Raw genomic sequence first — 22,861 nt, 5'->3', positions numbered from 1 at the left:
TTCTCCTCGGTGTCGGCGCCGCGAGCGGCCGCTTGTGGCGGCCACAGCGACTGCACCGGCGGGGACCGGCTCCTCGGGTCCGAGGCTCCCGGCCACCGTCGGCGTTGACGGTTCGTGGCCACATCCTGGCACGAGAATTGCTCCGATGGAGAGCGGCAGTTGCTGATTTGTTGCTGAGAAAACCTCGCTGAACAGGGGAAACGTTTGGAAGGCCGAGGATCGGAGGGGCGACACTCGGGTGCTCAACCGGGGTCCGACCTGGCCTCGTGAGTGGCGATCGCGGTTCTCGCCGGGATCGCCACTCACGACGTTCACTCGTGCCGGTGACGTCGGTCACCGTGGCAAGATGGCGCTGTGGAACAAAAATCCGTACGCGAATCCGTGGTCTCGACGTGGAGCAACGACGTCACGCCGAGCCTGTCCGGTCTGATCGCGATCCCCGCGCTGTCCCCGGCGTTCGACGCGGACTGGGCGTCGACCGGGCATCTCGCCGCCGCCGTCCAGCACGTCAGGACCTACCTCGAAGGGCGCGACCTGCCGGGCGCGCGGATCGAGGTCGTCGAGCTGGAAGGCCGTTCCCCGCTGCTGTACGTCGACGTGCCGGCCACCCCGGGCGCGACCGGCAACAGCACCGTCCTGATGTATGGCCACTTGGACAAACAGCCCCCGGTCGGCGGCTGGTCCGAGGGCCTCGACCCGTGGACGCCGGTGATCCGCGACGGGCGGCTGTACGGCCGCGGCTCGGTGGACGACGGCTACTCCGGGTACGCGGCCAGCGCCGCGCTGGAAGCGGTGCACGCGGCCGGTGGCGAGCACGCGCGAATCGCGCTGCTGCTGGAAACCGGCGAGGAATCCGGCAGTCCGGACCTGCCCGCCTACCTGGAGCACCTGAGCGAACGGCTCGGCGAAGTCGGCCTCGTCGTCTGCCTCGACGCGGGCGGCATGGACTACGAGCGGCTGTGGCTCACCACGAGCCTGCGCGGCATGGTGCACCTGACGGTCAACGTCCAGCTGCTCGCCACCGCGCAGCATTCCGGGCTGGCCAGCGGCGTCGTCGCCAGCTCGTTCCGCGTGCTGCGGCAGCTGCTGGAACGGATCGAGAACGCCGAAACCGGCGAGATCAAGCTGTCCGAGCTGAACGTCGAGGTGCCGGCCAGCCGCCGGGCCGAGATCGAGGCGGTCGCGGAGGTGGCCCCGGACGCGCTGCGCACCGCGTTCCCGTTGGTGAGCGGCGGAAAGACGGTGTCCGAGGACGCGCTTGAGCTGCTGCTGAACAACTACTGGCGGCCGACGCTGTCGATCATCGGCGGCGAGGGGCTCCCGGTGCCCGCCGAAGCAGGCAACGTGCTGCGGCAGAGCACCACACTCACGCTCAGCTTCCGGCTGCCGCCGACCGCGATCGCGGACGAGGCGCTGGCGGCGATCAAGCGCGTGCTCACCACGGACGTTCCGTACGGCGCGAAGGTCACCATCGCTGATGGCCAGCAAGCCGAGAACGGCTGGAACGCGCCGGAGGAAGCCGCGTGGCTGACCGACGCGCTGCGCCGGGTCGACGACGAGGTGTTCGGCCGTCCGCACCGCGCCACGGGCATGGGCGGAACGATCCCGTTCATGGGCATGCTCGGCGAGAAGTACCCGGAGGCGCAGTTCCTGGTCACCGGCGCGTGCGGCGCGGACTCGAACATCCACGTGCCCGACGAGTGGCTGAACCTGGACTACGCCCAGCAGGTCACCGAAGCCGTGGCGCACGTGCTGGACGCGCACGCCCGCGGCTGACCTCGTGAGTGCCTATCGCGGTCAGAACCGCGATAGGCACTCACGAGAACTTGCTCAACGCGTCCGCGACCCGGGTCTGCTCGGGCGCGAACCGCTGGTAGGAGAACGGCGTCTCGTTGTTCCACGGGATCAGCTTGCCCGCCTTCACCGCGGGCAGCTGCTGCCAGGTCGGGACGCCGCCGAGCCCGTCCGGGCCGAGCGACAGCGAGCCGCCGCGCGAGTCGTACATGATCACGTCGGCCGAGTACTTGCCGACGTTCTCCCAGCTCACCTGCTCGTAGTAGCCGCCCTGGCTTTCGTCCGGCTTCTCCGGCAGGACGAACTTCATCCCCTTGTCCTGGTAGTGCTTCGAGGTCGCGAACTTCGTCGGGTTGGCCACGTAGACCGTGTCCTTCTGCGCGGAAAGCAGCACTACCTTGAGCCCGGCCGCCTTCTTGACCGCATCGCCGAACTTGGCGTCCGCGGCCTGGTACTGCTCCTTCGCCTGCTGGATTTCCGGTGCCTCGACGTTCGCGCCGAGCGCCTTCGCGAGCGCCTCGAACTTCGCGATCCCCTGCGGCATCGCGATGTTCTCCAGTCCGATGCCGACACTCGGCGCGGCCTTGTCCACCTTGTCCGCCAAGGTGTCCGGTACGTACCACATCTGCTGCTTCAGGTACATCACGCTGACCAGCAGCTGTGGGTTCAGCGACACGAACTTGTCGAAGTTGAACTCGTTCCAGACGTTGCCCAGCGAGGTCACCGACTTCAGGTCGACGCCGCCCGCCTGCGGATCGGTCTTGCCGTCCGGCAGCCGCGACGGGCCGAAGATGCCCACCGATTTCACGCCGAAGTCCCACAGTGCGGCGGCGGCGGTCACCTGTGCGACGATCCGTTGTGGACGCTCGCCGCTGAGCTTGCGGCCGCGGTCGTCGGTGAAGGACCAGGTGGTGGCGCCACCGGCCGCGGGCTGGTCGTCTTTGTACCCGCAGGCGCTCAGCAGGCCGAGGGTGCCCGCGGCGGCGGTGCCCGCGAGGAAGCCGCGGCGGGACAGCCGCGCCGGTGAGATGGTCATCGGGAACTCCGGAGGATCGGGTGAGGTACCGCCTGAGGTTAGCCTTGCCTTAGGGTAAACGCCATGGTCCTGCTTGGGGAGCGCGTCACATCCCGGCGCTGGGGCGTTCGCGCGACAGTGCTGGTCGCGGCGCTCGTCGCACTCGCCGCGGTGGTGGTGTTGTCCATCGCCTTCGGCTCGAACCGGTTGCCGATCGGCAGCGTCTGGCACGCCCTGTTCTCCTACAGCGGTACGTTCGACGACGTCGTGATCCGCGACGACCGGCTGCCGCGGACGCTGCTCGGGCTCGCTGTCGGCCTCGGGCTCGGGCTGGCCGGCGCGCTGCTGCAGGCGATCACCCGCAACCCGGTCGCCGACCCCGGACTGCTCGGCATCAACCACGGCGCGGCGGTCGCGATCGTCCTGGGCGGCGCGGTGTTCTCGGTGTCTTCGCCGCAGCAGCTGGTGTGGTTCGCCTTCTTCGGCGCGCTGGCCGGAACGGTCCTGGTCACGGTGATCGGCGGCTCGGTGAGCCCGCTGCGGCTGGTGCTCGCGGGCGTGGCGGTACAGGCCGTGTTCGTCGGGATCAACCAGGGCATGCAGATGATCAACACGCACAATCTCGACCAGATGCGGTACTGGCTCGTCGGCTCGCTGGTGAACCGGAGCCTCGACAGCCTCGCCGGACTCCTGCCGTTCTTCCTGGCCGCCGTGGTGCTCGCGGGAGCGCTCGCCCGGCCGCTCAACGCAGTCGCGCTCGGCGACGACAGCGCGCGCGGGCTCGGCGCGAACCCGGCGCTGACCCGCGCGGCCGGCATGATCGCGGTCGGCTTGCTTTCGGCGACCGCGACCGCGGCATGCGGGCCGATCGCCTTCATCGGGCTGATGATCCCGCACGTCGTGCGCGCGCTGGTCGGCCAGGACGAACGGTGGGTGCTGCCGTTGTCCGCGCTGCTCGGGCCGGTGTTGCTGCTCGGCTGCGACGTGCTCGGCCGGCTGCTCGGCGGCAGCGGCGAAATCCAGGTGGGCGTGATGACAGACGTGATCGGCGGGATCGCCTTCGTGATCGTGGCGCGGCGGCTCAAGGCGGTGCGGCGATGAGGACGTGGGTGGTCGTCGCAGTGCTGACCTTGATGGCCGCGGTGCTCTTGGTGCTTGCCGTGGGCACCGGTGATTACGAGATGTCGCCGGTCGAAGTCCTGCGCACGCTCGCCGGGTCCGGCACGAAGGCGCAGTACCTGGTGGTCACCGGCCGGCTGCCGCGCGCGTTGGTGGCGATTCTCGTCGGTGTCGCGCTCGCGCTGGCGGGCACGGTTTTCCAGACGGTGACGCGGAATCCGCTCGGCAGCCCGGACATCATTGGTTTCACCACCGGCTCGGCGACCGGCGGGATCATGATGATCCTGCTGTTCGGCGCGGGTCCCGGACTGGTCTCCGTCGGCGCGATCGTGGGCGGGCTGCTCACCGCCGCGCTGATCACCGCACTCTGCGCTCCGCACGGTCTGCTCAGCTCACGGCTGGTGCTGCTGGGCATCGCGGTGAGCACGGTGCTCGCTGGCGTGAACAGTTACCTTCTGGTGCAAGCGAAACTCGAGGCCGCGGCACAGGCGGTCGGCTGGCTGACCGGTGACCTCGCGGGCCGCGACTGGAACTACTTCATCCCGTTGTGCCTGGCCGTCCTGGTGCTTTCGCCGTTCATCTTCGTGCACCAGCCCGCGCTGCGAATGCTGGAAATGGGCGACGACGCCGCTGTCGCCGTAGGTGTCGCGGTGCCGCGAGTGCGCGCGGTGGTGCTGTTGGCAGCGGTCGCGCTGGCCGCTTCCGCGACCGCTGCGGCTGGGCCGATTCCGTTCGTCGCCCTTGCCGCACCGCAACTCGCTCGCCGCCTGACCCGTCGGCCGGGCCCGAACCTGCTCGCCTCCGCGGTGATGGGCGCGGTGCTGGTGCTGGCGGCGGACTTCGTGGGCCAACGGGTGCTGGACGCTTCGCTGCTCCCGGTGGGCGTGGTCGCGGCCGCGCTGGGCGGCGGGTATCTGTTGTGGCTGTTGGCAGTTTCCCCCCGTCGCCAGACCGCGTGACTACGCCATCCTGGTCAGTTCCACCAAGACATCCAAAGTGGACTGACTGGCTCCGGTGAAGATCCCCTCAACGGAGCCGCCTCGCGTTCGTCGGGTCGTGCGCCCACCAGCCACCGGTCCACACGTCGACCCAGGCGTGGCTTTCACCTTCTCGCCGAGCTTGGCCTCCGGTTTGGTGTGCAGGTACCCCGAGCATCACCAGCGAGACATGCGCGAAGTCCTCGCGCACCCGCCACGAGTCGGTCCCCCCGCCTGGTATTTCAACTGCTCCTGTTTGGACAGTTCCTGGTCGTTCGGCGGGCGGCGTCATGTACTCCGTGCGCTGGTCGCGGACGGTCGGCGCGTGCAGATCGAACGAGGTGACGTCGGTGCCCCAGTAATCGGTGTTGCGACAGGCCCGGGTGGCGTCGCGTACCGGTAGCCGGTCCGGTGCGTCACGGCGACGTGTGGAGGTACTGAATGGACACTGCTCCCCGACTTCCTTGATCGCTTCCTGCAAGTCTGTGCGCGAGGCCCGAGCGGGCCGTGCCAGCATGGTCGAGTTTTGCCACCGCGCTGTTCGCGGCGGTCGAGTGTCCGCCGGAGCTCGTCGAAGTACTCCAGCGAGCACCGCTTCTCGTAGTCGCCGAGCAGCTCGGCGTGAATCCCTTGGAATTGTTGACCGAGGCAGCCGTGGTGCGGCGCTGAACTCGATACTCAGCCGGTACCGATGTCCGAAGAGAGCGTTCTGTACTGACCGAGCGGAGGGGGACTCGTGAGGTCTGGAAGCGGAGCCGGGCCTGGACGCGCTCTGGCCGGTCCGGGTGGCCACCGCAGTCATCGACCTATCGTGGTGATCAGCGATCCACAGGTTGTGGACTAGTGCATGCGTTCCGCTGGACGGTCCCGGCACTATCGGTTCGCCGTGGTTCAGTGACTGGTCGCCGTCTTGCGTATCGCTGGTGACGCTAACCAGTTGCCGTACCACGGCGGACCTGTCAGCCTGGGCCGTCTTTGGCATCTGCGGCATCGGGCGGGGTGTTTGTACTGGAACGTCCGAGCTGGTCTGACGACCCGTGGGGTGCACCCTCGATGGACTTATGCTGATGAATTCACCGAGTCGCCCGCCCGTGCTCGCGGCGAGGCAGTCGCGGTGACCGCGAGGTAAGTCGGTCAGTTAGCGGTTCACGGCGTGGACTGAAGCGTGGTTCGCCGTTCAGATACACACCCAGCTCCGCCTGCGGGCCGGAGGGGCGGATGTAGAAGGAGCAGGCGGAGAGTTGGGCTGAGGCACTGGTGAGGCGCGTTCCCTTGCCAGTCCGGCGCGACAGGCATGACAGGACTTGTCCTGTGTGAAACTGCCTCGTAACGCTCGGATGCTGTGCATCTCCGCGTACGGGTGGCAGTATGCATGCTCTCGACTCTTGAGAACTACGAGGAGTGACGAAGTGGCCCGAGGACACCAGATGAAGGCGTTCGCCCTTCTCCCGGCTTTTGCGCTGGCCAGCCTGACTATGGCCTGCGGTGCAGGCGGCAACGGGGCGGGCGGGGTGGCGACGTCGACTGCCCCGGGTGGCGGGGGGAGCGCACTGACTGAAAAGAAGGATGACTCGCTGGCCGCGCTCGTGCCGGCCGAGGTGAAGGCAGATGGCAAGATCGTCGTCGGCCAGGATCAGACCTATCCGCCGAACGAGTTCTTGGAGAATGGCAAGCCAACCGGATTCGACGTCGACCTCGGCACCGCTGTCGGCCAGGTGCTTGGCTTAACCACAGAGTTCCAGAGCGCGTCGTTTGACGGTATCATCCCGGGCATCTCGGCGAAGAAGTATGAGATGGGCATTTCGTCGTTCACGATCAATGCTGAGCGGATCCAAACAGTCGACATGGTCTCCTACTATCGCGCGGGGACCTCCTTGGCAGTGCTCAAAGGCAATCCAGAGGGCTTGTCCGTGACCAATCTGTGCGGCAAGAACGTCGCGGTGCAGAAAGGCACGACGCAGGTCAACGACCTCGACAAGCGGAACACGGCGTGCGTTGGCGCGGGCAAGCCGGCAATCAACATCACCCAGTTCCAAGCGCAGACGGACGTGAATCTCGCGCTCACCGCGAAGCGGGTAGCGGCAGAATTGGCCGACTCGCCAGTAATCGACTACGCGTTGAAGCAGACCGCCGGGCAACTTGAGGCCGTTGGTCAGCCCTATGACACCGCGCCGTACGGCGTTGTCCTGCCAAAGAACAGTGGCGATTATGGCAAAGCGGTGGAAGGCGCGATCCAGAAGCTGATCGAGGACGGAACGTACCGGAAGATCCTCGACAAGTGGGGTCTGTCCGGTTCTGGTTCGATTACCAAATCGGAGATCAATCCGGCCTCCTCCTGAACGAGCTGAGGATATAGTACTCGTGTCAAATCTCTCTGGTCCTGCCGAAATCCGGCAGGAGGTCGACACCACTCCGATCAAGGCGATTCCCGTCCGGCGCTACGGCCGCTGGGTGGCTGGCGCGATCATCGTGTTCCTTGCGTTCATCGTGATCCGCAGCGTGGTTACAAACAGCGCCTTGCAGTGGCCAGTCGTTGGACAGTTCCTCTTTGACGACCGAATTCTCAACGGGGTTCGCAACACGTTATTGCTCACGGTGATCTCCATGATCATCGGCATCGTCGGCGGCGTACTTCTCGCGGTGATGCGGTTATCGCCGAATCCGTTGATGTCTGGTGCCGCGGGGATCTACATATGGCTGTTCCGGGGCACTCCGTTGTACACCCAGTTGATCATCTGGAACTTTCTGGCGTTGGCCTACTCAAAGATCGGAATTGGGGTTCCGTTTGGCCCGACATTCTTCAGCTGGGATACAAATACGCTAATCAACCAGTTCATCGCCTCTTTGCTTGGGCTTGGCTTAAATGAGGCCGCGTACATGGCGGAAGTCGTGCGAGGCGGTATTCAGGCGGTTGATTCAGGCCAGCTCGAAGCGGCTTCCGCGCTCGGCATGAGCCGCAGCCGGACGCTGCGAAGGATCGTGCTGCCGCAAGCGATGCGAGTGATTATCCCGCCGACCGGCAACGAAACCATTTCGATGCTGAAGTCGACGTCGTTGGTGGTCGCCATCGGCTATTTCGAGCTGATGGTGTCGGCGCAGACAATTTATGCGCAGAACTACAAAACTGTTCCGATTTTGGTCGTCGCGGCGTTGTGGTATCTGTTCATGACGTCGGTGCTGACGGTCGTGCAGTATTACATTGAGCGGTATTTTGCCCGCGGCACTTCCCGGGCGACCACGCAGAAGAACAAGTGGGGAGCGCGAATGCTGGGCTACCGCTTCGGCCGCGGTGGCAGCGGAGGCGGGGGTGCTTCACGATGACTCCCGTTGTTTCCGCACAGAAGGTGTGCAAGAGCTTCGGCTCGCTCGATGTGCTGAAGGGCATTGACCTGGAGGTGCACGACCGAGAGGTGCTCTGCCTGATCGGCCCGTCCGGTTCCGGCAAGTCCACTCTGCTGCGCTGCATCAACCACCTGGAGAAAATCGACGCGGGCCGGTTGTATGTCGACGGCGTGCTAGTCGGCTACCGCGAACGCGGCGGCAGGCTGCATGAGCTGCGAGACAGGGAAATCGCGGCTCAGCGCAAGGACATCGGCATGGTGTTCCAGCGGTTCAACCTGTTCCCGCACATGACGGCGCTGGAAAACGTCATGGAGGCCCCGGTCCAGGTTCGCCGGGAGCCGAAGGCGCAGGTCCGGGAACGCGCGCTGGAACTGCTGGACCGGGTAGGACTCGCCGACAAGGCGGGTTCTTACCCAGGCCAGCTTTCCGGCGGCCAGCAACAGCGCGTCGCCATCGCGCGAGCGCTGGCCATGCAACCGAAACTGATGCTCTTCGACGAGCCGACATCCGCTTTGGACCCGGAACTGGTGGGCGACGTCCTGGGCGTCATGCGCCAACTGGCCAAGGACGGCATGACAATGGTCGTGGTAACCCACGAAATGCAGTTCGCCCGTGAGGTTGCCGACAAGGTCTTCTTCATGGACGGCGGGGTTGTCGTGGAGTCCGGTGCTCCGGACGAGGTCATCGGCGACCCGAAGCATGAGCGGACCAAGGCGTTCTTGTCCCGGGTGTTGAACCCGAACGCTTGAGTTGGTTGAGGCCGCCCGGAGATTCTCCGGGCGGCCTTGCCTGGCGTCGGCCCCGCATTTTTGAAGGAACCGCTGATATGCCTTCGCGGTCGCTTCCGAAATCGGTTCCGGGTGCGCGTATCTGCACTAGTTTTACGGCCGTGTCCTGCGCGTGGCGAAGATCGCCATGGTTTCTTTATCGAATTCCCAGCCACGGTTGGCCGACGCGGGGCAACGTCGGTGCTGGCTTGGCTCGCACCCATTCCTGGTGTTCGGCGGCTGCCCAGTTGTCATGACTTGCTCCGTCGCGGGGAGCGGGAGCGGCGGGCTGCCCGCAGGTGGCTGCTGCGGAGGCGGGGCGAGCGTCTCTTTGAGAATCCACTCCGCGTCTCCGCCTGGTATGTCGTGGGCCGCGGCTTCCCGGGTGCGGCCTACCCGCTGCTCTCGATCAGCTCCGGGAGCAGGCACGAACCGCCCATAAGGGGCGTTCGGACGAGATCGTCCGGCGCGGATCTGGGCGGAATAGGCCAGTCAAGTAGCCATCCGTATGCGCAAAGTGACCGAACCAGCGGGTCATTCAGCACTACTCCGCCCGGGCCCTTGCCCATCCGCCGTTGATCCGATTCCCTGAGGGCCGACGATCGTGGGGAGAAGGGGCTCGTGCCGACCGATACGACCTTGCCGCCGCTTGATCCGTTTGCCGGGGTTCCCGACAAGCGGTACGAGGTGACGGCAGCGGACCTGCTCAAACCTGGCAGCAGCGGCATCCTTCGCTGGAGACGGCAGGCCACCAACGCGCCGATCGTGCTGGTCGAGGACGCCTACATCACCGGTACCCTCGATCTTCGCGCCGCCGATCTCAATTTTCTCTTCCAATTCGAACGCTGCCGGTTCGAGCATCCGCCGGACGTGCGCGAGGCGACGCTTCTCGGGCTCGTTTTCCGGAAATGCTGGCTTCCCGGGTTGAGGGCGCGAAATTTACGCAGTCGCAATGATGTGCGGTTGATTCGCAGTGTCGTGGAGGTCGCGCCGGATCAGTTCGAGCTGGAGACCACGACCGTGCAGCGCGGGGATGATCGCGAGCGCGGGATGCCCAATGCCGCGGTCAATCTCACCGACGCGGTGATCGACGGGTCGGTCGTGCTCACCAGGACCACGATCAGCCATCCGCACGGGAAGGCGATCCACGGTGACCGTCTGGTGATTACCGGTGCCCTGCTGGCTTATCGCATGGTCGCCAAGGGCGAGGTGCGGCTGCCGGGCATGCGGACCGGCGGTAACGTCAACTTCTCCGGGGCGACGTTCGACAATCCGGATGGCTTCGCGTTCAACGGGAACGGGCTGCACATCGGCGGCAGCTTGCTGTGCGAGGTCGACAACTACGGTCCGGCCAGCGATCGCAAGAGGTTCTCCGCCAAGGGAGTCCTCTACCTGCCAAGCGCCACTGTGGACAGTGACATCGTGATGCGCGAGGCGCGGCTTCAGGTCGACCAGCGCGGGCCGATCGTCGTGGATGCCTGGAAATCCGGGGATCCCTACCTCGATCCGCGGCCTGCGTTGGTCGCGGACCGGCTCAAGGTGGACGGCAATCTGGAGTTGTCCGACGGGCTCCGGGCGTTCGGCACGCTCCGCATGGTCAACGCGCGCATCGGCGGGTCGCTCAGGCTCGCGGGCGCGGAGATCACCATGGTGCGCGGCCGGGCGACGCCGTATTACGACCGGGCGTTGCACCTCGACGGGTCCACGGTCGGCGGCGACATCGAGGCGACCAATCTCCGGGTGCCGATCGGGCAGTTGCGGCTCGCGGACGTCACGGTCGGCGGCAACTTCCTCGCTTGGAATTCGATGTTCCTGCATCCGGGGCGCGACGTGTTTTCCGCGCGGAGAGCCAAAATCTCCGGGAATTTCCAGCTGACGGACGCCACGCTGCAGGGCACGCTGCGACTCCAGGGCGCGGAAATCGGCGGCAGCGTGAACATGTTCGGCACGTTGCTGACCGAGCCGGGGCAACGGAAATCGAGCAGCTTCTCCCTCGACATCCGTACCGCGCGGATCGGGCGCGACCTGGTGCTCACCGAGGACAAGGACCGTCCGTTCCTCGCTGAGGGCGGCGTGAACCTCGACGGCGCACAGATCGCGCGGAGGCTCGACCTGAACGGCGCGAAGCTCGGCTCGCTTGCCCCGCATGACATCGCGCTCGACGCCAGCGACGTCACAGCGGACGAGTTCGTTCTGTCTCCCTCGGAACCGCCGACCGGTTCGGTGCGGTTGCGCAGGGCGCATTGCGGTGCACTGGCCGACAACGAGGAGATCTGGAACGCCACCGACGGTCTCGAACTCGACGATTTCCGTTACGACGCCCTGAAACACGGCATAGCCCTCGATGACGACAAAGCGCTGGATCACCGGATCGAGTTGCTGCGCAAGGCAATGCGCGGCTACCGGCCAGGTCCCTATGATCAGCTCGCCGCAACCCTGCGCGCGGCCGGAAACGAAGAGCACGCCTCGACGGTCGCCCTGCGAAAGCAGCAGTTCCGCTATGAAGCGCTCGCCAGGGGCTTCAAGTTCTTCGGCCCCGGCGTCCGCGTGTGGAGTTGGCTGCAACGGTCGATGGTCGGCTACGGCTTCCGTCCGGTGCGCGCGCTCGGCTGGCTGTTCACACTGCTGGTGCTCGGCAGCCTGTGGTTCGGCCTCGGCAAGGACGACTGCGTCAACGACCACACCGGCCGCTACATGACCAGCGGCCCGCGCTGCCTGGTCAACCAGCAGGACTCCGGTCTGCAGTGGAACCCGGTCATCTACACCGCCGACCTGCTGGTGCCGATCGTCGACTTCGGCAACAAGTCGCGCTGGTACATGCACGGCGCGGACAACTGGGTGGCGGCCGGATTCACCGCGTCCGGCTGGATCCTCGCGACGACGGTCGCGGCGGGCGTGAGCCGGATGCTGCGCCGGGAGTCCTGATCGCATACTCTGGGTATGTGAGTCCTGATGCGACGGGTCAGATCGAGGTCAGCGCCGCTCCGGCGAAGGTGTACGCGCTGGTCAGCGACCCGGGTGTGCTGGCGGGGGCGGCCACCGAGTACTGCGGGCACCGCTGGCTCGGCGGCGCGACCGGTCCGGCGGTCGGCGCGAAATTCCGCGGCAGCAACCGCCGCGGCGTGCGCCGGTGGTCCACGACGGTCGTCATCACGGCGGCGGACGCGGGACGCCGGTTCGCCTTCGACGTCAAGCTCGGGCCGATCCCGGTCTCCCGCTGGGAGTACGTGATCGAGCCCGCCGGTGACGGCTGCGTCGTCACCGAGAGCATGTGGGACCAGCGGCCCGGCTGGTTCACGCCGTTGACCGTGGTGGCCACCGGGGTGAAGGACCGTTCGGTGACCAACCGCGTCAACATCGGGGAGACGCTCGCGCGGCTCAAGAGCGCGGTCGAGTAGGGCTCACTCCACGAACCGGGACCAGAACTCCACGACCTTGACGTTCGCGGGTTCCTCCCCCAGCGGCTCCCCGCCGAACTCATGCCGCAGGTAGCCGCGCAGGTCCCAGCCGTAATAGACCACGTCGGTCTGGTACACCGACAGCACCGGATACCCGGATTCCCCGGCGGTCGCGGGCAGATACCGATGCCCGCACACCGGCACGAGCTGCGGCACCGTCGCCAGATGCCGGCGCGCGACCGCCAGTGCGTTGCACATCGACCGTGGCCGGGCCCCCCATTCGGGCAGCCACAGGTCGTTGTTCTCCACGTCGTACAGGACGCCGTCGACCGGCCAGTCCAGGCGTTTGCGCAGCTGGTCCGGGTCGCCGTGGCGCCAATCGGGCCAGCGGTCCCCCACTGGCACGCCCGCGGTGAGGAAAACCCGGTGGTCGTCGGAAAAGGTGAACCCGAACTGGTCCTCGACGTCGCTCAGTTCGGCGGGCGTGAGGCCAGGCCGCAAGGGCTCGCCGAGATTCTGCTGCAGGATGCGGGCCTCCTCCACGGTGAAGGCTTCGGCCGGCTGAACGTGTGTCATGCCCGAAGCGTACGTAGCGCCGGCCCGCGTTCGCGCGTCCTTTTTCGCCGGAATGAGCTCCCTCGCCGGGGTGAGGTTCTTCTCTCCAGCCGTGGTTGACGGAACACTGCGTGACCGGATGTAGTTCACTCCTTCCGTGACTCCCTCACCGCAAGCCCGGCAAGCCCGCGTGCGCGCGCCCGAGCTGACCGGCGACGTCTGGCTCAACACCGGCGGCCACCGGCTGACTCTGGCGCAACTGCGCGGACGCGTGGTGCTGCTGGACTTCTGGACCAGCGGCTGCGTCAACTGCCTGCACGTGCTCGACGAACTGCGTCCGCTGGAACAGGAATTCGCCGACGTCCTGGTCACCGTCGGGGTGCACTCGCCGAAGTTCAGCCGCGAGGGCGAGCGCACGTCGATCGAGGCCGCAGTGCGTCGCTACGAGGTGCACCATCCGGTGGTCAACGACCCGAAGATGGAGCTGTGGTCGCAGTACGCCGTGCGGGCATGGCCGACGCTGGTCGTGGTCGACCCCGAGGGTTACGTCGTGCACGTCGCGGCCGGGGAAGGCCACGGCGAGGCGCTACGCCGCGTGATCGCTGACCTCGTCGCCAAGCACGAGGCGAAGGACACGCTCCGCCGCGGCGGCAGCCCGTACGTGCCGGTCGAGGAGCAGCGCACGGAACTGCGTTTCCCCAGCAAGGCCGTGGTCACCGCGGGCGGGCGGATTCTGGTGGCGGACACCGGACACCACTCCATCGTCGAGTTCGCTTCGGACGGCGAGACCGTCATCCGACGCTTCGGCAGCGGGGTGCGCGGGACGCAGGACGGGCCGTTCGACCTGGCCCAGTTCGCCGAACCGGCCGGAATCACCTTGCTGCCCAACGAAGTCGCCGAGCGCGCCGGGTACCACGCGGTCGTCGCCGACACCGCCGGGCACCGCCTGCGCGGCCTGGACCTCAACACCGGCGAGGTGAAAACCGTTGCCGGAACCGGTAAGCAGTGGCGCGATGGCACCGACACCGGCAAGGCGCTGGACATCGACCTCACCAGCCCATGGGACCTCATCTGGTGGGCCCCGGCGGGCGGCGTGGTCGTCGCGATGGCCGGAAACCACACGCTGAGCGTGTTCGACCCGGTCTCCGGAGACATCCGCCGGTTCGCCGGAACCACCGTCGAAGGCCTGCGCGACGGCGACGTGCACGAGGCGTTCTTCGCGCAGACGTCCGGATTCGCCGTGGACGGCCAGAAACTGTGGCTCGTCGACGCGGAAACCTCGGCCCTGCGCTGGATCGAACCGGCTGGCGAGTCGTTCGCCGTGCACACCGCGGTCGGCACCGACCTGTTCACCTTCGGCCACGCCGACGGCCCGTTCGACCAGGCGCTGCTGCAGCATCCGCTCGGGCTCGCCGTGCTGTCCGACGGCCGGGTCGCGATCGCCGACACCTACAACGGCGCGATCCGCCGCTACGACCCGTTCACCCGCGACGTCACGACCCTCGCGACCGGGTTCGCCGAACCGCAGGGCCTGGTGCGCCACGACGGCGAGCTGTACGTCGTGGAGTCGGCGGGCAACCGGGTTACCCCGCTCGGGGGCAATGGCCAGGCGACCGCCGTCGCGGGCACGCGCCAGGCCGTGCAGCGTCCGCCGACGCTGCTCGCGCCCGGCGAGATCGAGTTTTCCGTCGTTTTCACCCCACCGCCGGGCGAGAAGCTCGACGAGCGCTACGGGCCTTCGACGCGGCTGGAGATCACCGCGTCGCCGCCGGAACTGCTCGCCGACGGGGCCGGGGTCGGAACTGATCTCGTTCGGCGGATCAAGTTCGCCGAGGGCGCGACCGAAGGTGTCTTGCAGGTAGTGGCGCAGGCCGCGAGCTGCGACGACGGCGGCGAGCACCCGGCGTGCCGGATCACCCGGCAGGACTGGGGCGTCCCGGTGCGGTTCGAGAACGGAGGGGAGAAGGCGCTGAGCCTGATGATGGCGGGCGAGCCCAAGGCTCCGGCAACCGGTCAGTAGCATGGCTGGCGTGCCGGACACGCCGAAGCTCGAGATCCAGATGCTGCACGACCGCGTCCTCGTGCGGTTGTCGCAGGAGGAAGGCGAGCGCCGCAGCAGCGGCGGCATCGTGATTCCCGCCACCGCGCAAGTCGCGCGCAGGCTGGTGTGGGGTGATGTACTGGGTGTCGGCAACAGCGTGCGGAACGTCAAGCAGGGAGACCGGGTGCTGTTCAACCCGGAGGACCAGCTCGAGGTCGAGATCCAGGGCGAGGGCCATCTGGTGATGCGCGAACGCGACATCCACGCGGTGGCCACGGAGCGGACCGAACACGGCACGGGGCTTTACCTGTAGCTCCCGTACCAGGGGAGGCAGGCGTTGCGTGAAGAAGACCGTTCGTCGGCTTTCGCCGACGACCTGCTGAGCGACGAGCTGCTGAACGACTCCGCCCTGGTCAGCGAAGCCGATCTGGCCGCGGAGATCTTCGCGGTGGCCGACGCGCCCCCGCCGCCGGACACCCCGTTCCGCCGCTTCCGCACCCGCCTCGGCCGCAGTTTCATGATCGTCGGCTGCCTGCTCGGGCTGTTCGTGCTGCTCTACACCATCGACCTGATGACCAGCGCCGGCGACGTGCCGCGCGGCGTGCAGGTGGCCGGGATCGACGTCGGCGGCCTGTCGTATGCCGATGCGGAAGCCAAGCTGCACACCGAACTCCAGCCCCGGCTGACCCGTCCGGTGCCGGTCCACGCCGGGGACGTCACCGCGACGCTCGTGCCCGCGGATTCCGGACTCGGCCTCGACTGGCCGGGCACGCTCGCCCAGGCCGGGCACCAGCCGTGGAGCCCGGTCACCCGGCTGCTGTCGTTCTTCACCACCCGCGAGGTGGGCGTCGTGACGCGCAGCGACCAGCTTGAGGTGACCGCCGCGGTCCAGCAGCTTGCCGGGAAGCAGCTCAACCATCCGCGGGTCGAGGGCAGCATCGGGTTCACGCCGAAGGAAAACAACGGGGTCACCGCGTATGCGGTCGAGCCGCGGCAGGGCCAGGAGCTGGCCGACGTCCCGGCCGCGGTGCAGTCGGTAGTGGCGGACTGGCTTTCGCCGCGCGGGGTCACGGTGAAGATGGCTGTGACACCAGCCCAAACCACCTCCGCTGACGTGCACCGCTTGCTGGACACCGTGGTCGCGCCCGCGGTCGCCGCGCCGGTCGTGCTGCACGGCGAGGGCAAGGACAGCACGCTGCGACCGTCGGCCATCGCGTCTTCGTTCCAGTTCCAGCCCAACGGAGGCGGCGGTCTCGAACTGCGGATCGACCAGGAGAAGCTGCGCGCGGCCGTTCAGCCGGACCTGGCGTCCACCGAGGCGAACAGCAAGGACGCGCAGATCACCCTCGACTCCGGCGTCCCGGCCGTCACCCCGTCCGAGGACGGGCGAAAGATCAACTGGGCCACCACTTTCAAAACCCTCACCGCGGTGCTCGCCAAGCCCTCCGGCCGCGATCTGCCGGTCGCCTACGATCAGAAACACCCGACGCTGACCACCGACGGCGCGAACGCGCTGGGCGTCAAGGAGGTCATCGGCGAGTACACCACCGGCGGGCTCAGCGGCCCGGCCGCGGCGAACGTCGCCACGCTCGCCGGACGCATCAACGGCGTCCTGGTGAAACCGGGAGAGTCGTTCAGCCTCAACGACTATCGCGGCGGCGGATACGCGTCCGCGCCGGTCGACGAGGACGGCACCGGCCCGGCGGTAACCGGTGGCGGGCTGTCGCAGCTTTCGTCCACTTTGTACAACGCGGCCTACCTCGCCGGTCTCGGCGACGGCGGCCACGCGGCGCACGACCACTTCATCAACCGCTATCCAGCTGGCCGGGACGCGGTGGCCGTGGACAGTTCCGGCAACGCCGTGGACCTCAAGCTGGCCAACAACGATCCGACCGGGTTCGCGATCCAGGCCAGCGTCAACGGCGATTCGGTGACGGTGAAGATCTGGGGTACCAAGCACTACCGCGTCGAAGGCCGCAGCGGCGCGCCGTCTGACCAGGTGCCGCCGCCGGTGCAGCTCGGGCCCGGTCCGGACGGTCAGTGTCACGCCTCACCGGGCGCGTCCGGGTTCACCGTCAGCGACACCCGGGTGTTCTACGACCTGGCCAGCGGGGGCGAGGTCCGCGAGGAAAGCCGCAGCACGACGTATTCGCCGCAGCCGATTGTCAGTTGCTGAGCCGCGCCGGGGCCTTCGACCGCCAGGATTCGGTGAGCAGCTCCCGCAGCTGCTGCGGATCGACGCGGTCGAGGTGCACGAGGATCGAACCGTGACCGTCGTAGTGCGGCGTGGTGAAGAAGGCCGGATCGCCGGACGCGAGCAGTGCGGCCTTCTCGTCGAGGCCGACGAACAGCACCAGCCCGCCTTCGGACTCGGTGCGCAGCCGCGCGTAACCCTTGCCCGCCACCTTCAGCGCGGGTGTGCGGTACCAGGTAGCCACCTCGGTTTCCGGCAGCTCCTCCTGCGCCCACGCGGTCACATCGTCCCAGTTCATCGTCATGCCGACCATTCTCCCCCGGCTGTCTTGGCGAAACGAGAGCCCGAAAAGCCGTGAAGGACTCCTCGCGGGAACCTGATTCCCGCAAGGAGTCCTTCACGGACGGAACTACGGGGTCGCGGTGATCCGGTCCGCGGGCGGCGGAGCGATGCCCGGGTGCGCACCGAGGTAGGCGATGAACGCGTCCAGGTCCACCGGCCCGCCCGCCAGGTCGGTGCCCTTGGTGAACTCGGTGAATCCGTCCCCGCCTGCGGCGAGGAAGTTGTTCACCGACACCCGGTACTGGGCCGCCGGGTCGACCGCCGTGCCGTTGACCGTGATGTTCGAAACCCGCGAGCCGACCGGAGCGGCCGCCGAGTAGGTGTAGTGCAGCGACTTCGAGATCTGCAGGATCTTGGTGCCGCCGGGCTGACCCCACTGCTGTTCCAGCACGTTCTTCAGGTTCGCGCCGGTGAGCGTGATCGTCTGCATGATGTTCGAGAACGGCTGCACGGTGAACGCCTCGCCGTAGGTGACGACACCGTCGCCTTCACCGGCCGACGACGACTTGTACGTCAGGTCGGCGCGGATGCCGCCCGGGTTCGTCATCGCGATCACCGCGTTGTTGGACTTGGTCGCTTCGAGCTGGGCGTCGGCGATCACGTCGCCGAGCGGCGACTCGCCGGACGATCCGCCCGCCGCGGGCAGGTCCGCGGTGATGGTGCCGACCTGCTTGTTCGCGATCGGGGCGGCCTTCGTCTTGGCCTCGTCGACGAGCTTCGTCACGGCCGGGTCCGCCGTGACGTCGCGGGTGACGATCTCGTTGTGCGCCTTGGTCTGCGACCGGACCACGTCGCGCGTGCGGCGGTCGATCTTCAGGTCCACGACCGACAGCAGCCTGCCGAACGACGCGCCCTGGATCACCGGCCGCGGCTGGCCCGCCGGGTCGTTGACCACGCAGTTGTACTGCTGGTGGCTGTGCGCGCTGAAGATCGCGTCGACCTTCGGCGTCACTTTCTTCGCGATAGCCGAGGCGTCGCCGTTCGGCTGCACCTCGCAGTCGTTCGGACCGGCGGTGGGCAGCGCCTCGTCGCCCTGGTGCAGCAGCACGACCTGGGCCTTCACCCCGAGCCGGTCGAGGATGTCCGCGGTGCGGTTGATCGCCTGGACCTCGTCGCCGAACTTGAGGCCCTTGATGGCCTCCGGCGTCACGACCGAGGGCAGGTCCTTGAGCGTCGCGCCGATGACGCCGACCGGGACGCCGCCGGAGAACTGGATGCTGAACGGCAGCAGCGCGGGCAGCCCGTTGTCGAAGTACACATTGGACCCGAGCAGCGGGAACCGCGCGCCGTCGTAGCTCTTGCGGAACTGGCAGCCGTCGGTCTTGTTGCAGCCGCCGAACTGCATGCGCAGCAGTTCCTGGTAGCCCTCGTCGAACTCGTGGTTGCCCACCACGGACGCCTTCACGCCGAGTTCGTTGAGGAAGTCCATGGTCGGTTCGTCGTGGAACAGCGCCGAGATCACCGGCGACGCGCCGACGTTGTCGCCCGAGGACAGCACCATCGAATTGCGCACCTGCGCTTCGAGCTGCTTGACGTGCGTCGAGAGGTAGGCCGCGCCGCCCGCGTCCACCTTGGTCCCGTCCTGGAGCGTGATCTTCCCGCTCGACCCGGACGGCGGTTCGAGGTTCCCGTGCAGGTCATTGAACGCGATGATCCGGACGTCGGTGGTCTGTGCGGCCTCGGCGGGCGCGCTCGTGACGGCCACGGTGGCCAGTGCGGCCGCGGCGGTGGCCGCGAGCCGGGTGAAGAGCTTCATGTTTCCTCCGGTGTTCGCGCCCGCCTGACCCCTGATGCGGACGCCCGGCGAAGCAGTCTGCCCAAATCGGACGGTCCTGACCAGGGCGGAACGGCCGGTGCCGGATGAAAGTTTCGGTAACGTTCGCCCACCCCGCGTCGATCTGTGCATTAGGTGCCGAGGGGGACGAATGGAACTGCAGCTCGTCGTGCTCACGCTCGCCGTCGTGCTCTTGCTGATCGCCGGCACTGTCTTCGCGGCCTGGCGCTCGGAGCGGGTGGACCGCGACGACGAACCGCCTCCCCGCGACGGCTGACCGATCGGTCGGCGAGCACTCGGCCATCTGGCCGATCCCGGTCGCAATGCCTCCGGCTGTTCGACCGAAGTGCCGCGGCGGCACGATCAATAGCGTTCTCGGCATGACGAACGCACAGGTCACCGCCCTGCAGTACGGGTTCATCGGGTTCCTCGCCGGATGGGCGACGATCCTGGTTCCGCAGCTCGTGCTCCAGGTCGCCCGCTACGGCCACGTGCGGCTGCGCGGCCTGGTGACCACGGCGGCGGTCGTCTTCTACGCGTGCATGGCGCTGGCGGTCGTCTTCCTGCCGCTGCCCGGCCCGAACAGCAGGCGGCTGGAGCAGACCGTGCAGCTGGAGCCGTTCCAGTGGATCGCGGACATCCACACCGAGCTGGTGAAACACGGTCTGTCGGCGGCGGACTGGTTCACCACCCAGACGTTCCAGCAGGCCGCGATGAACGTGCTCTTGTTCGTCCCGCTCGGGTTCTTCGCCCGAGTGCTGTGGCGGCGTGGCTTGGTGGGCGCGCTGGCGATCGGCTTCGCGGCCTCACTGGCCGTCGAGATCACCCAGCTCACGGCGAACTTCGGGACCGCGCCGTTCGTCTACCGGATTTTCGACGTCGACGACCTCATGACCAACACCTTCGGCTCCGGTCTCGGCTGGCTGGCCGGCGCGCTGCTGCTCGCGCTCCGGCCGATCTCTTCAACCCTCCGCGTGGAGCCTGCCCGGAGCGAGCGGATCGACCTCGCCAAGACGCGCTAACCGGGCTCGTCTCGCGATCGCGGCTTGGCGCGCCGCGCGGCGGTCTTCCAGGATCACGATCAACGAGGCGATGGCGATGATCAGTGCTACCAGGCCGAGCACTAGCCACAGTTGCATGTGCTCTCCTCATCGACGCCGTTGTGCGAGAGATCACACAGGCTACCGAGCGGGGCGCCGGGTTGGCTACCCCGCGTTCGAAGGTCGTGCGGAGAACCAGTCCCGGTCAGCGGTGACCCAGCGCCCGAACCTCAGCCCGGCTTGTTCGAGTGCGGGTTCGAGGGGGAAGTTTTCGCAGGTGAACGACTGTTTCCAGGTCCGGTCGCCGAGGGCGTAAGCGACAGTGGCGGAGAGCCGGTCGCCGTCCCGGCGGACGCCTTCCAGCGCGATACGCACCTCGCCCAGCCGGCCGCCCGAGCCGTCGGCGACCTGGTCGAACCAGGCGGGCGGATGCCATTCGACCAGCAGTTGCCCGTCCGGGGTCAGCTGTCGCCGCCCTGCCGCCAGCAGCGCGTGCCGATCCGGCCCGTTGACCAAGTGGCTGCCGAGCACGACGACCGGGAATCGCCGGTCCAGCCGAAGCTCATCGATTCGCGCGCAGACGGTCTCCGCACCGCCGACGTGCGCGAGCATCTCCGCTGATTCGTCGACCGCGACCACCGGATGTCCGAGCGCGAGCAGTGGATGCGTCACGCGGCCTGTTCCGCAGCCGAGCTCAAGCACCGCGGCACCCGCCGGGATCGCACCGTGAATCACCTCCGGCTCGCCAGCGGCGGGCAGCTCCAGGTAGAGGTCGACCGGGCAGCCGTCAGGCGTCACGTTCATCCCGCCCAGTGTGCCGGGAAACTGGACCCATGCCCGCCAAACCCACCAAGGCCGAACAAGCCGCCGCGCACGGGACCATCATCCCGGATGTCCTGGCCCCCAACCTGAACGTGCTGTTCTGCGGCATCAACCCCGGCCTCTACTCAGGCGCGCTCGGCCTGCACTTGGCCCGTCCCGGCAATCGCTTCTGGCCCGCTCTGCACGCCAGCGGCTTCACCCCGCGCCTGCTGGACCCGAGCGAACAGGACGAACTCCTCGACCTCGGCCTCGGCATCACCAACGTCGTAGCCAGGACCACCGCCCGCGCCGACGAGCTGACCGACGACGAACTCCGCGAGGGCGGGCAGATCCTGACCGGGAAGGTCGAGAAGTACCGACCGCGCTGGCTGGCAGTGGTGGGAATCACCGCCTACCGTGTCGCGTTCGGCGAACGGCGGGCCGCGGTCGGGCCGCAAGAACGGACAATAGGGACAACTCGGGTCTGGCTGTTGCCCAATCCGAGCGGCCTGAACGCCCATTGGACCCCGAAAACGCTCGCCGGGGAGTTCGGTCGGCTGCGCGCACAGGCGGTCATCGGAGATTCACCCGAGCGGTTAAACCCTCAGTAGAGCTAACCCAGTCGGGCGGACCCTCGCTGCGCCGTCCGCCCGCATTTCGGGGCCACTTTTCTACTCAGAGTTTGCTGCGACCAGCCGTTACGGCCATGAGGGGGAAACCGCGTCACAGGCCGGTCCCGGCGGAGTCGAACCAGGGACGAGGTGTCGTTCCCGGCCGGTTCCGGCAGGGGGGACCGCGGGCACGCCGAGGGGGCGTGCCGGTCACCGGGAGCGACCATTGAGGACGGAGGCCCGAGATGCGTGGCATCGAGCCCCACCGAACGCCCATGTCGGCCGGTCAGCCAGCCGGCGGTCGAAGCCTGGGAGTCGCGGTCGTCGACCCGATCCCGATTTTCCGCGAGGGCATCGCGGCGATGGTGCACCGCACGCTGGGCCTGCACTGGTCCGGCCAGGCGGCGAGCCACCACGCGGCGATGCAGTTGTGCGAGCAGGTCCGTCCGGACGTCGTGATCCTCGACTCCGCGCTCGACCCCAACTGCCATCTCGCGAAACTGCTCAACGCGGGCGACCCGGCGCTCGTGCTGGTCACCCTCGTGCGCGACACCAACCGCACCCAGCAGTACCTCGCCGCCGCCATCGGGGCGGGTGCGCACGCCATCGTTCCGCGCGCGGTCGATTCCCGGCGGCTCGCCGAGGCGGTCCGGCGCGCGCACCACGACCGGCGCTACATCGACCCGGCGTTGTCCGCGCTCACCGCACGGCCCAAGCGCGAGCCGTCGCCAAGAGCCGCTCCGGCGGACGGTCACCTCGTGCAGCCGAAGAGCGCCATGCCGCTTTCCCGGCGCGAGTACCAGGTTCTGCAGCTCGTCGCCGAAGGGCTGGAGAACTCGGGGATCGCGAAGCTGCTCTTCCTGTCCGTGGAAACGGTGCGGACCCACGTGAAGAGCATTCTCCGCAAGCTTTCCGCCCGCGACCGGACACACGCGGTGACCATCGCGTTCCGCAGCGGCATTCTGGTCCCTCAGCTTGACGACAGCGCCGTCCCCCCGGCTGTGCAGGAGGTCGTGGCGCGCAGCACCCGGTGAGCCCGGCTCCCTGGTCGACCCGTCATTCCGAGCGAATATCCACCCCTGGAAGGGCGG

20 protein-coding genes are annotated in these 22,861 nt (G+C 67.6%); 15 read left to right on the top strand and 5 right to left on the bottom strand.

Translation table 11 applies throughout. The features are described from left to right. The first annotated feature begins 354 nt into the window (after positions 1-354). Positions 355-1,776 carry a M20/M25/M40 family metallo-hydrolase gene (locus tag A4R44_RS07650; protein WP_067577644.1) on the top strand — a complete coding sequence of 474 codons (1,422 nt, stop codon included), beginning with the start codon at positions 355-357 and terminating at the stop codon, positions 1,774-1,776. Positions 1,777-1,816: 40 nt separating this feature from the next. Here the strand turns inward: A4R44_RS07650 and A4R44_RS07645 are convergent, their stop codons facing one another. Then, a complete protein-coding gene (locus tag A4R44_RS07645; protein WP_067577642.1) occupies positions 1,817-2,830 on the bottom strand; it encodes an ABC transporter substrate-binding protein in 1,014 nt (337 codons plus the stop codon). A 63-nt stretch (positions 2,831-2,893) separates the two neighbouring features. Here A4R44_RS07645 and A4R44_RS07640 point away from each other — a divergent pair, with 63 nt between their 5' ends. From A4R44_RS07640 to A4R44_RS07610, 7 genes are all read left to right on the top strand, one after another. Next, a complete protein-coding gene (locus tag A4R44_RS07640; protein ID WP_067577640.1) occupies positions 2,894-3,910 on the top strand; it encodes an iron ABC transporter permease in 1,017 nt (338 codons plus the stop codon). Further along, positions 3,907-4,887, top strand: a complete 981-nt coding sequence (locus tag A4R44_RS07635) for an iron chelate uptake ABC transporter family permease subunit (RefSeq protein WP_067577638.1) — start codon at positions 3,907-3,909, stop codon at positions 4,885-4,887. The genes A4R44_RS07640 and A4R44_RS07635 overlap by 4 nt, the downstream gene beginning before the upstream one ends. 1,445 nt (positions 4,888-6,332) lie before the next feature. Then, a complete protein-coding gene (locus A4R44_RS07630) occupies positions 6,333-7,244 on the top strand; it encodes an ABC transporter substrate-binding protein (RefSeq protein ID WP_067577636.1) in 912 nt (303 codons plus the stop codon). A 22-nt stretch (positions 7,245-7,266) separates the two neighbouring features. Then, the gene (locus A4R44_RS07625) at positions 7,267-8,226 is read left to right on the top strand and encodes an amino acid ABC transporter permease (protein WP_161269444.1); all 960 of its coding nucleotides are present in this window, start codon (positions 7,267-7,269) and stop codon (positions 8,224-8,226) included. Beyond that, positions 8,223-8,996, top strand: a complete 774-nt coding sequence (locus A4R44_RS07620) for an amino acid ABC transporter ATP-binding protein (protein WP_067577632.1) — start codon at positions 8,223-8,225, stop codon at positions 8,994-8,996. The genes A4R44_RS07625 and A4R44_RS07620 overlap by 4 nt, the downstream gene beginning before the upstream one ends. A gap of 639 nt (positions 8,997-9,635) precedes the next feature. After that, the gene (locus tag A4R44_RS07615) at positions 9,636-11,939 is read left to right on the top strand and encodes an oxidoreductase (RefSeq protein ID WP_067577630.1); all 2,304 of its coding nucleotides are present in this window, start codon (positions 9,636-9,638) and stop codon (positions 11,937-11,939) included. Between the two features lie 17 nt (positions 11,940-11,956). Continuing rightward, positions 11,957-12,412, top strand: coding sequence for an SRPBCC family protein (locus A4R44_RS07610; RefSeq protein ID WP_067577628.1), 456 nt, complete (start codon positions 11,957-11,959; stop codon positions 12,410-12,412). A 3-nt stretch (positions 12,413-12,415) separates the two neighbouring features. Here the strand turns inward: A4R44_RS07610 and A4R44_RS07605 are convergent, their stop codons facing one another. After that, entirely contained in the window at positions 12,416-12,988 is a 573-nt protein-coding gene (locus A4R44_RS07605) for an SMI1/KNR4 family protein (RefSeq protein ID WP_067577626.1), read from the bottom strand. Between the two features lie 169 nt (positions 12,989-13,157). On the opposite strand from A4R44_RS07605, the gene A4R44_RS07600 reads away from it, so the two are divergent. Genes A4R44_RS07600 through A4R44_RS07590 form a run of 3 tightly spaced genes read left to right on the top strand, consistent with a single transcriptional unit; the run spans position 13,158 to position 17,184 of the window. Further along, positions 13,158-14,987, top strand: coding sequence for a thioredoxin-like domain-containing protein (locus A4R44_RS07600; protein WP_067577623.1), 1,830 nt, complete (start codon positions 13,158-13,160; stop codon positions 14,985-14,987). A 1-nt stretch (position 14,988) separates the two neighbouring features. Continuing rightward, a complete protein-coding gene (locus A4R44_RS07595) occupies positions 14,989-15,321 on the top strand; it encodes a co-chaperone GroES (protein ID WP_037808959.1) in 333 nt (110 codons plus the stop codon). A gap of 24 nt (positions 15,322-15,345) precedes the next feature. Continuing rightward, positions 15,346-17,184 carry a VanW family protein gene (locus A4R44_RS07590; protein ID WP_067577621.1) on the top strand — a complete coding sequence of 613 codons (1,839 nt, stop codon included), beginning with the start codon at positions 15,346-15,348 and terminating at the stop codon, positions 17,182-17,184. On the opposite strand, the gene A4R44_RS07585 is transcribed toward A4R44_RS07590, so the two are convergent. Beyond that, the gene (locus A4R44_RS07585) at positions 17,174-17,515 is read right to left on the bottom strand and encodes an MmcQ/YjbR family DNA-binding protein (protein WP_198545198.1); all 342 of its coding nucleotides are present in this window, start codon (positions 17,513-17,515) and stop codon (positions 17,174-17,176) included. The two genes, A4R44_RS07590 and A4R44_RS07585, sit on opposite strands and share 11 nt — an antisense overlap. A gap of 96 nt (positions 17,516-17,611) precedes the next feature. Continuing rightward, entirely contained in the window at positions 17,612-19,300 is a 1,689-nt protein-coding gene (locus A4R44_RS07580; protein WP_067577619.1) for a bifunctional UDP-sugar hydrolase/5'-nucleotidase, read from the bottom strand. A 169-nt stretch (positions 19,301-19,469) separates the two neighbouring features. Here A4R44_RS07580 and A4R44_RS51690 point away from each other — a divergent pair, with 169 nt between their 5' ends. Further along, entirely contained in the window at positions 19,470-19,595 is a 126-nt protein-coding gene (locus A4R44_RS51690; protein ID WP_255366059.1) for a hypothetical protein, read from the top strand. Positions 19,596-19,698: 103 nt separating this feature from the next. Continuing rightward, on the top strand, positions 19,699-20,340 hold the full coding sequence (locus A4R44_RS07575; protein ID WP_067577618.1) for a VanZ family protein: 642 nt from the start codon (positions 19,699-19,701) through the stop codon (positions 20,338-20,340). A gap of 183 nt (positions 20,341-20,523) precedes the next feature. Here the strand turns inward: A4R44_RS07575 and A4R44_RS07570 are convergent, their stop codons facing one another. Further along, positions 20,524-21,162, bottom strand: coding sequence for a bifunctional 2-polyprenyl-6-hydroxyphenol methylase/3-demethylubiquinol 3-O-methyltransferase UbiG (locus A4R44_RS07570; RefSeq protein WP_067577615.1), 639 nt, complete (start codon positions 21,160-21,162; stop codon positions 20,524-20,526). A gap of 29 nt (positions 21,163-21,191) precedes the next feature. Here A4R44_RS07570 and mug point away from each other — a divergent pair, with 29 nt between their 5' ends. Both mug and A4R44_RS07560 read left to right on the top strand, forming a co-directional pair. Further along, positions 21,192-21,770, top strand: a complete 579-nt coding sequence (gene mug, locus A4R44_RS07565; RefSeq protein ID WP_067577613.1) for a G/U mismatch-specific DNA glycosylase — start codon at positions 21,192-21,194, stop codon at positions 21,768-21,770. A 245-nt stretch (positions 21,771-22,015) separates the two neighbouring features. Continuing rightward, positions 22,016-22,804: a response regulator transcription factor gene (locus A4R44_RS07560; RefSeq protein WP_067577611.1), complete on the top strand. Its 789-nt coding sequence runs from the start codon at positions 22,016-22,018 to the stop codon at positions 22,802-22,804. Positions 22,805-22,861: the final 57 nt, after the last annotated feature.

Source organism: Amycolatopsis sp. M39 (assembly GCF_001651785.1).
Classification (GTDB): domain Bacteria; phylum Actinomycetota; class Actinomycetes; order Mycobacteriales; family Pseudonocardiaceae; genus Amycolatopsis; species Amycolatopsis rubida.
This window is presented reverse-complemented; position numbering and strand designations above follow the sequence as displayed.

Coding starts and splice junctions, on each gene's coding strand:
- A4R44_RS07570 (WP_067577615.1), bottom strand. CDS start 21,162: ATGAACGTGACGCCTGACGGCTGCCCGGTCGACCTCTACCTGGAGCTG.
- mug (WP_067577613.1), top strand. CDS start 21,192: ATGCCCGCCAAACCCACCAAGGCCGAACAAGCCGCCGCGCACGGGACC.
- A4R44_RS07640 (WP_067577640.1), top strand. CDS start 2,894: ATGGTCCTGCTTGGGGAGCGCGTCACATCCCGGCGCTGGGGCGTTCGC.
- A4R44_RS51690 (WP_255366059.1), top strand. CDS start 19,470: ATGGAACTGCAGCTCGTCGTGCTCACGCTCGCCGTCGTGCTCTTGCTG.
- A4R44_RS07585 (WP_198545198.1), bottom strand. CDS start 17,515: ATGGTCGGCATGACGATGAACTGGGACGATGTGACCGCGTGGGCGCAG.
- A4R44_RS07580 (WP_067577619.1), bottom strand. CDS start 19,300: ATGAAGCTCTTCACCCGGCTCGCGGCCACCGCCGCGGCCGCACTGGCC.
- A4R44_RS07635 (WP_067577638.1), top strand. CDS start 3,907: ATGAGGACGTGGGTGGTCGTCGCAGTGCTGACCTTGATGGCCGCGGTG.
- A4R44_RS07560 (WP_067577611.1), top strand. CDS start 22,016: ATGCGTGGCATCGAGCCCCACCGAACGCCCATGTCGGCCGGTCAGCCA.
- A4R44_RS07575 (WP_067577618.1), top strand. CDS start 19,699: ATGACGAACGCACAGGTCACCGCCCTGCAGTACGGGTTCATCGGGTTC.
- A4R44_RS07620 (WP_067577632.1), top strand. CDS start 8,223: ATGACTCCCGTTGTTTCCGCACAGAAGGTGTGCAAGAGCTTCGGCTCG.
- A4R44_RS07645 (WP_067577642.1), bottom strand. CDS start 2,830: ATGACCATCTCACCGGCGCGGCTGTCCCGCCGCGGCTTCCTCGCGGGC.
- A4R44_RS07595 (WP_037808959.1), top strand. CDS start 14,989: ATGGCTGGCGTGCCGGACACGCCGAAGCTCGAGATCCAGATGCTGCAC.
- A4R44_RS07605 (WP_067577626.1), bottom strand. CDS start 12,988: ATGACACACGTTCAGCCGGCCGAAGCCTTCACCGTGGAGGAGGCCCGC.
- A4R44_RS07630 (WP_067577636.1), top strand. CDS start 6,333: ATGAAGGCGTTCGCCCTTCTCCCGGCTTTTGCGCTGGCCAGCCTGACT.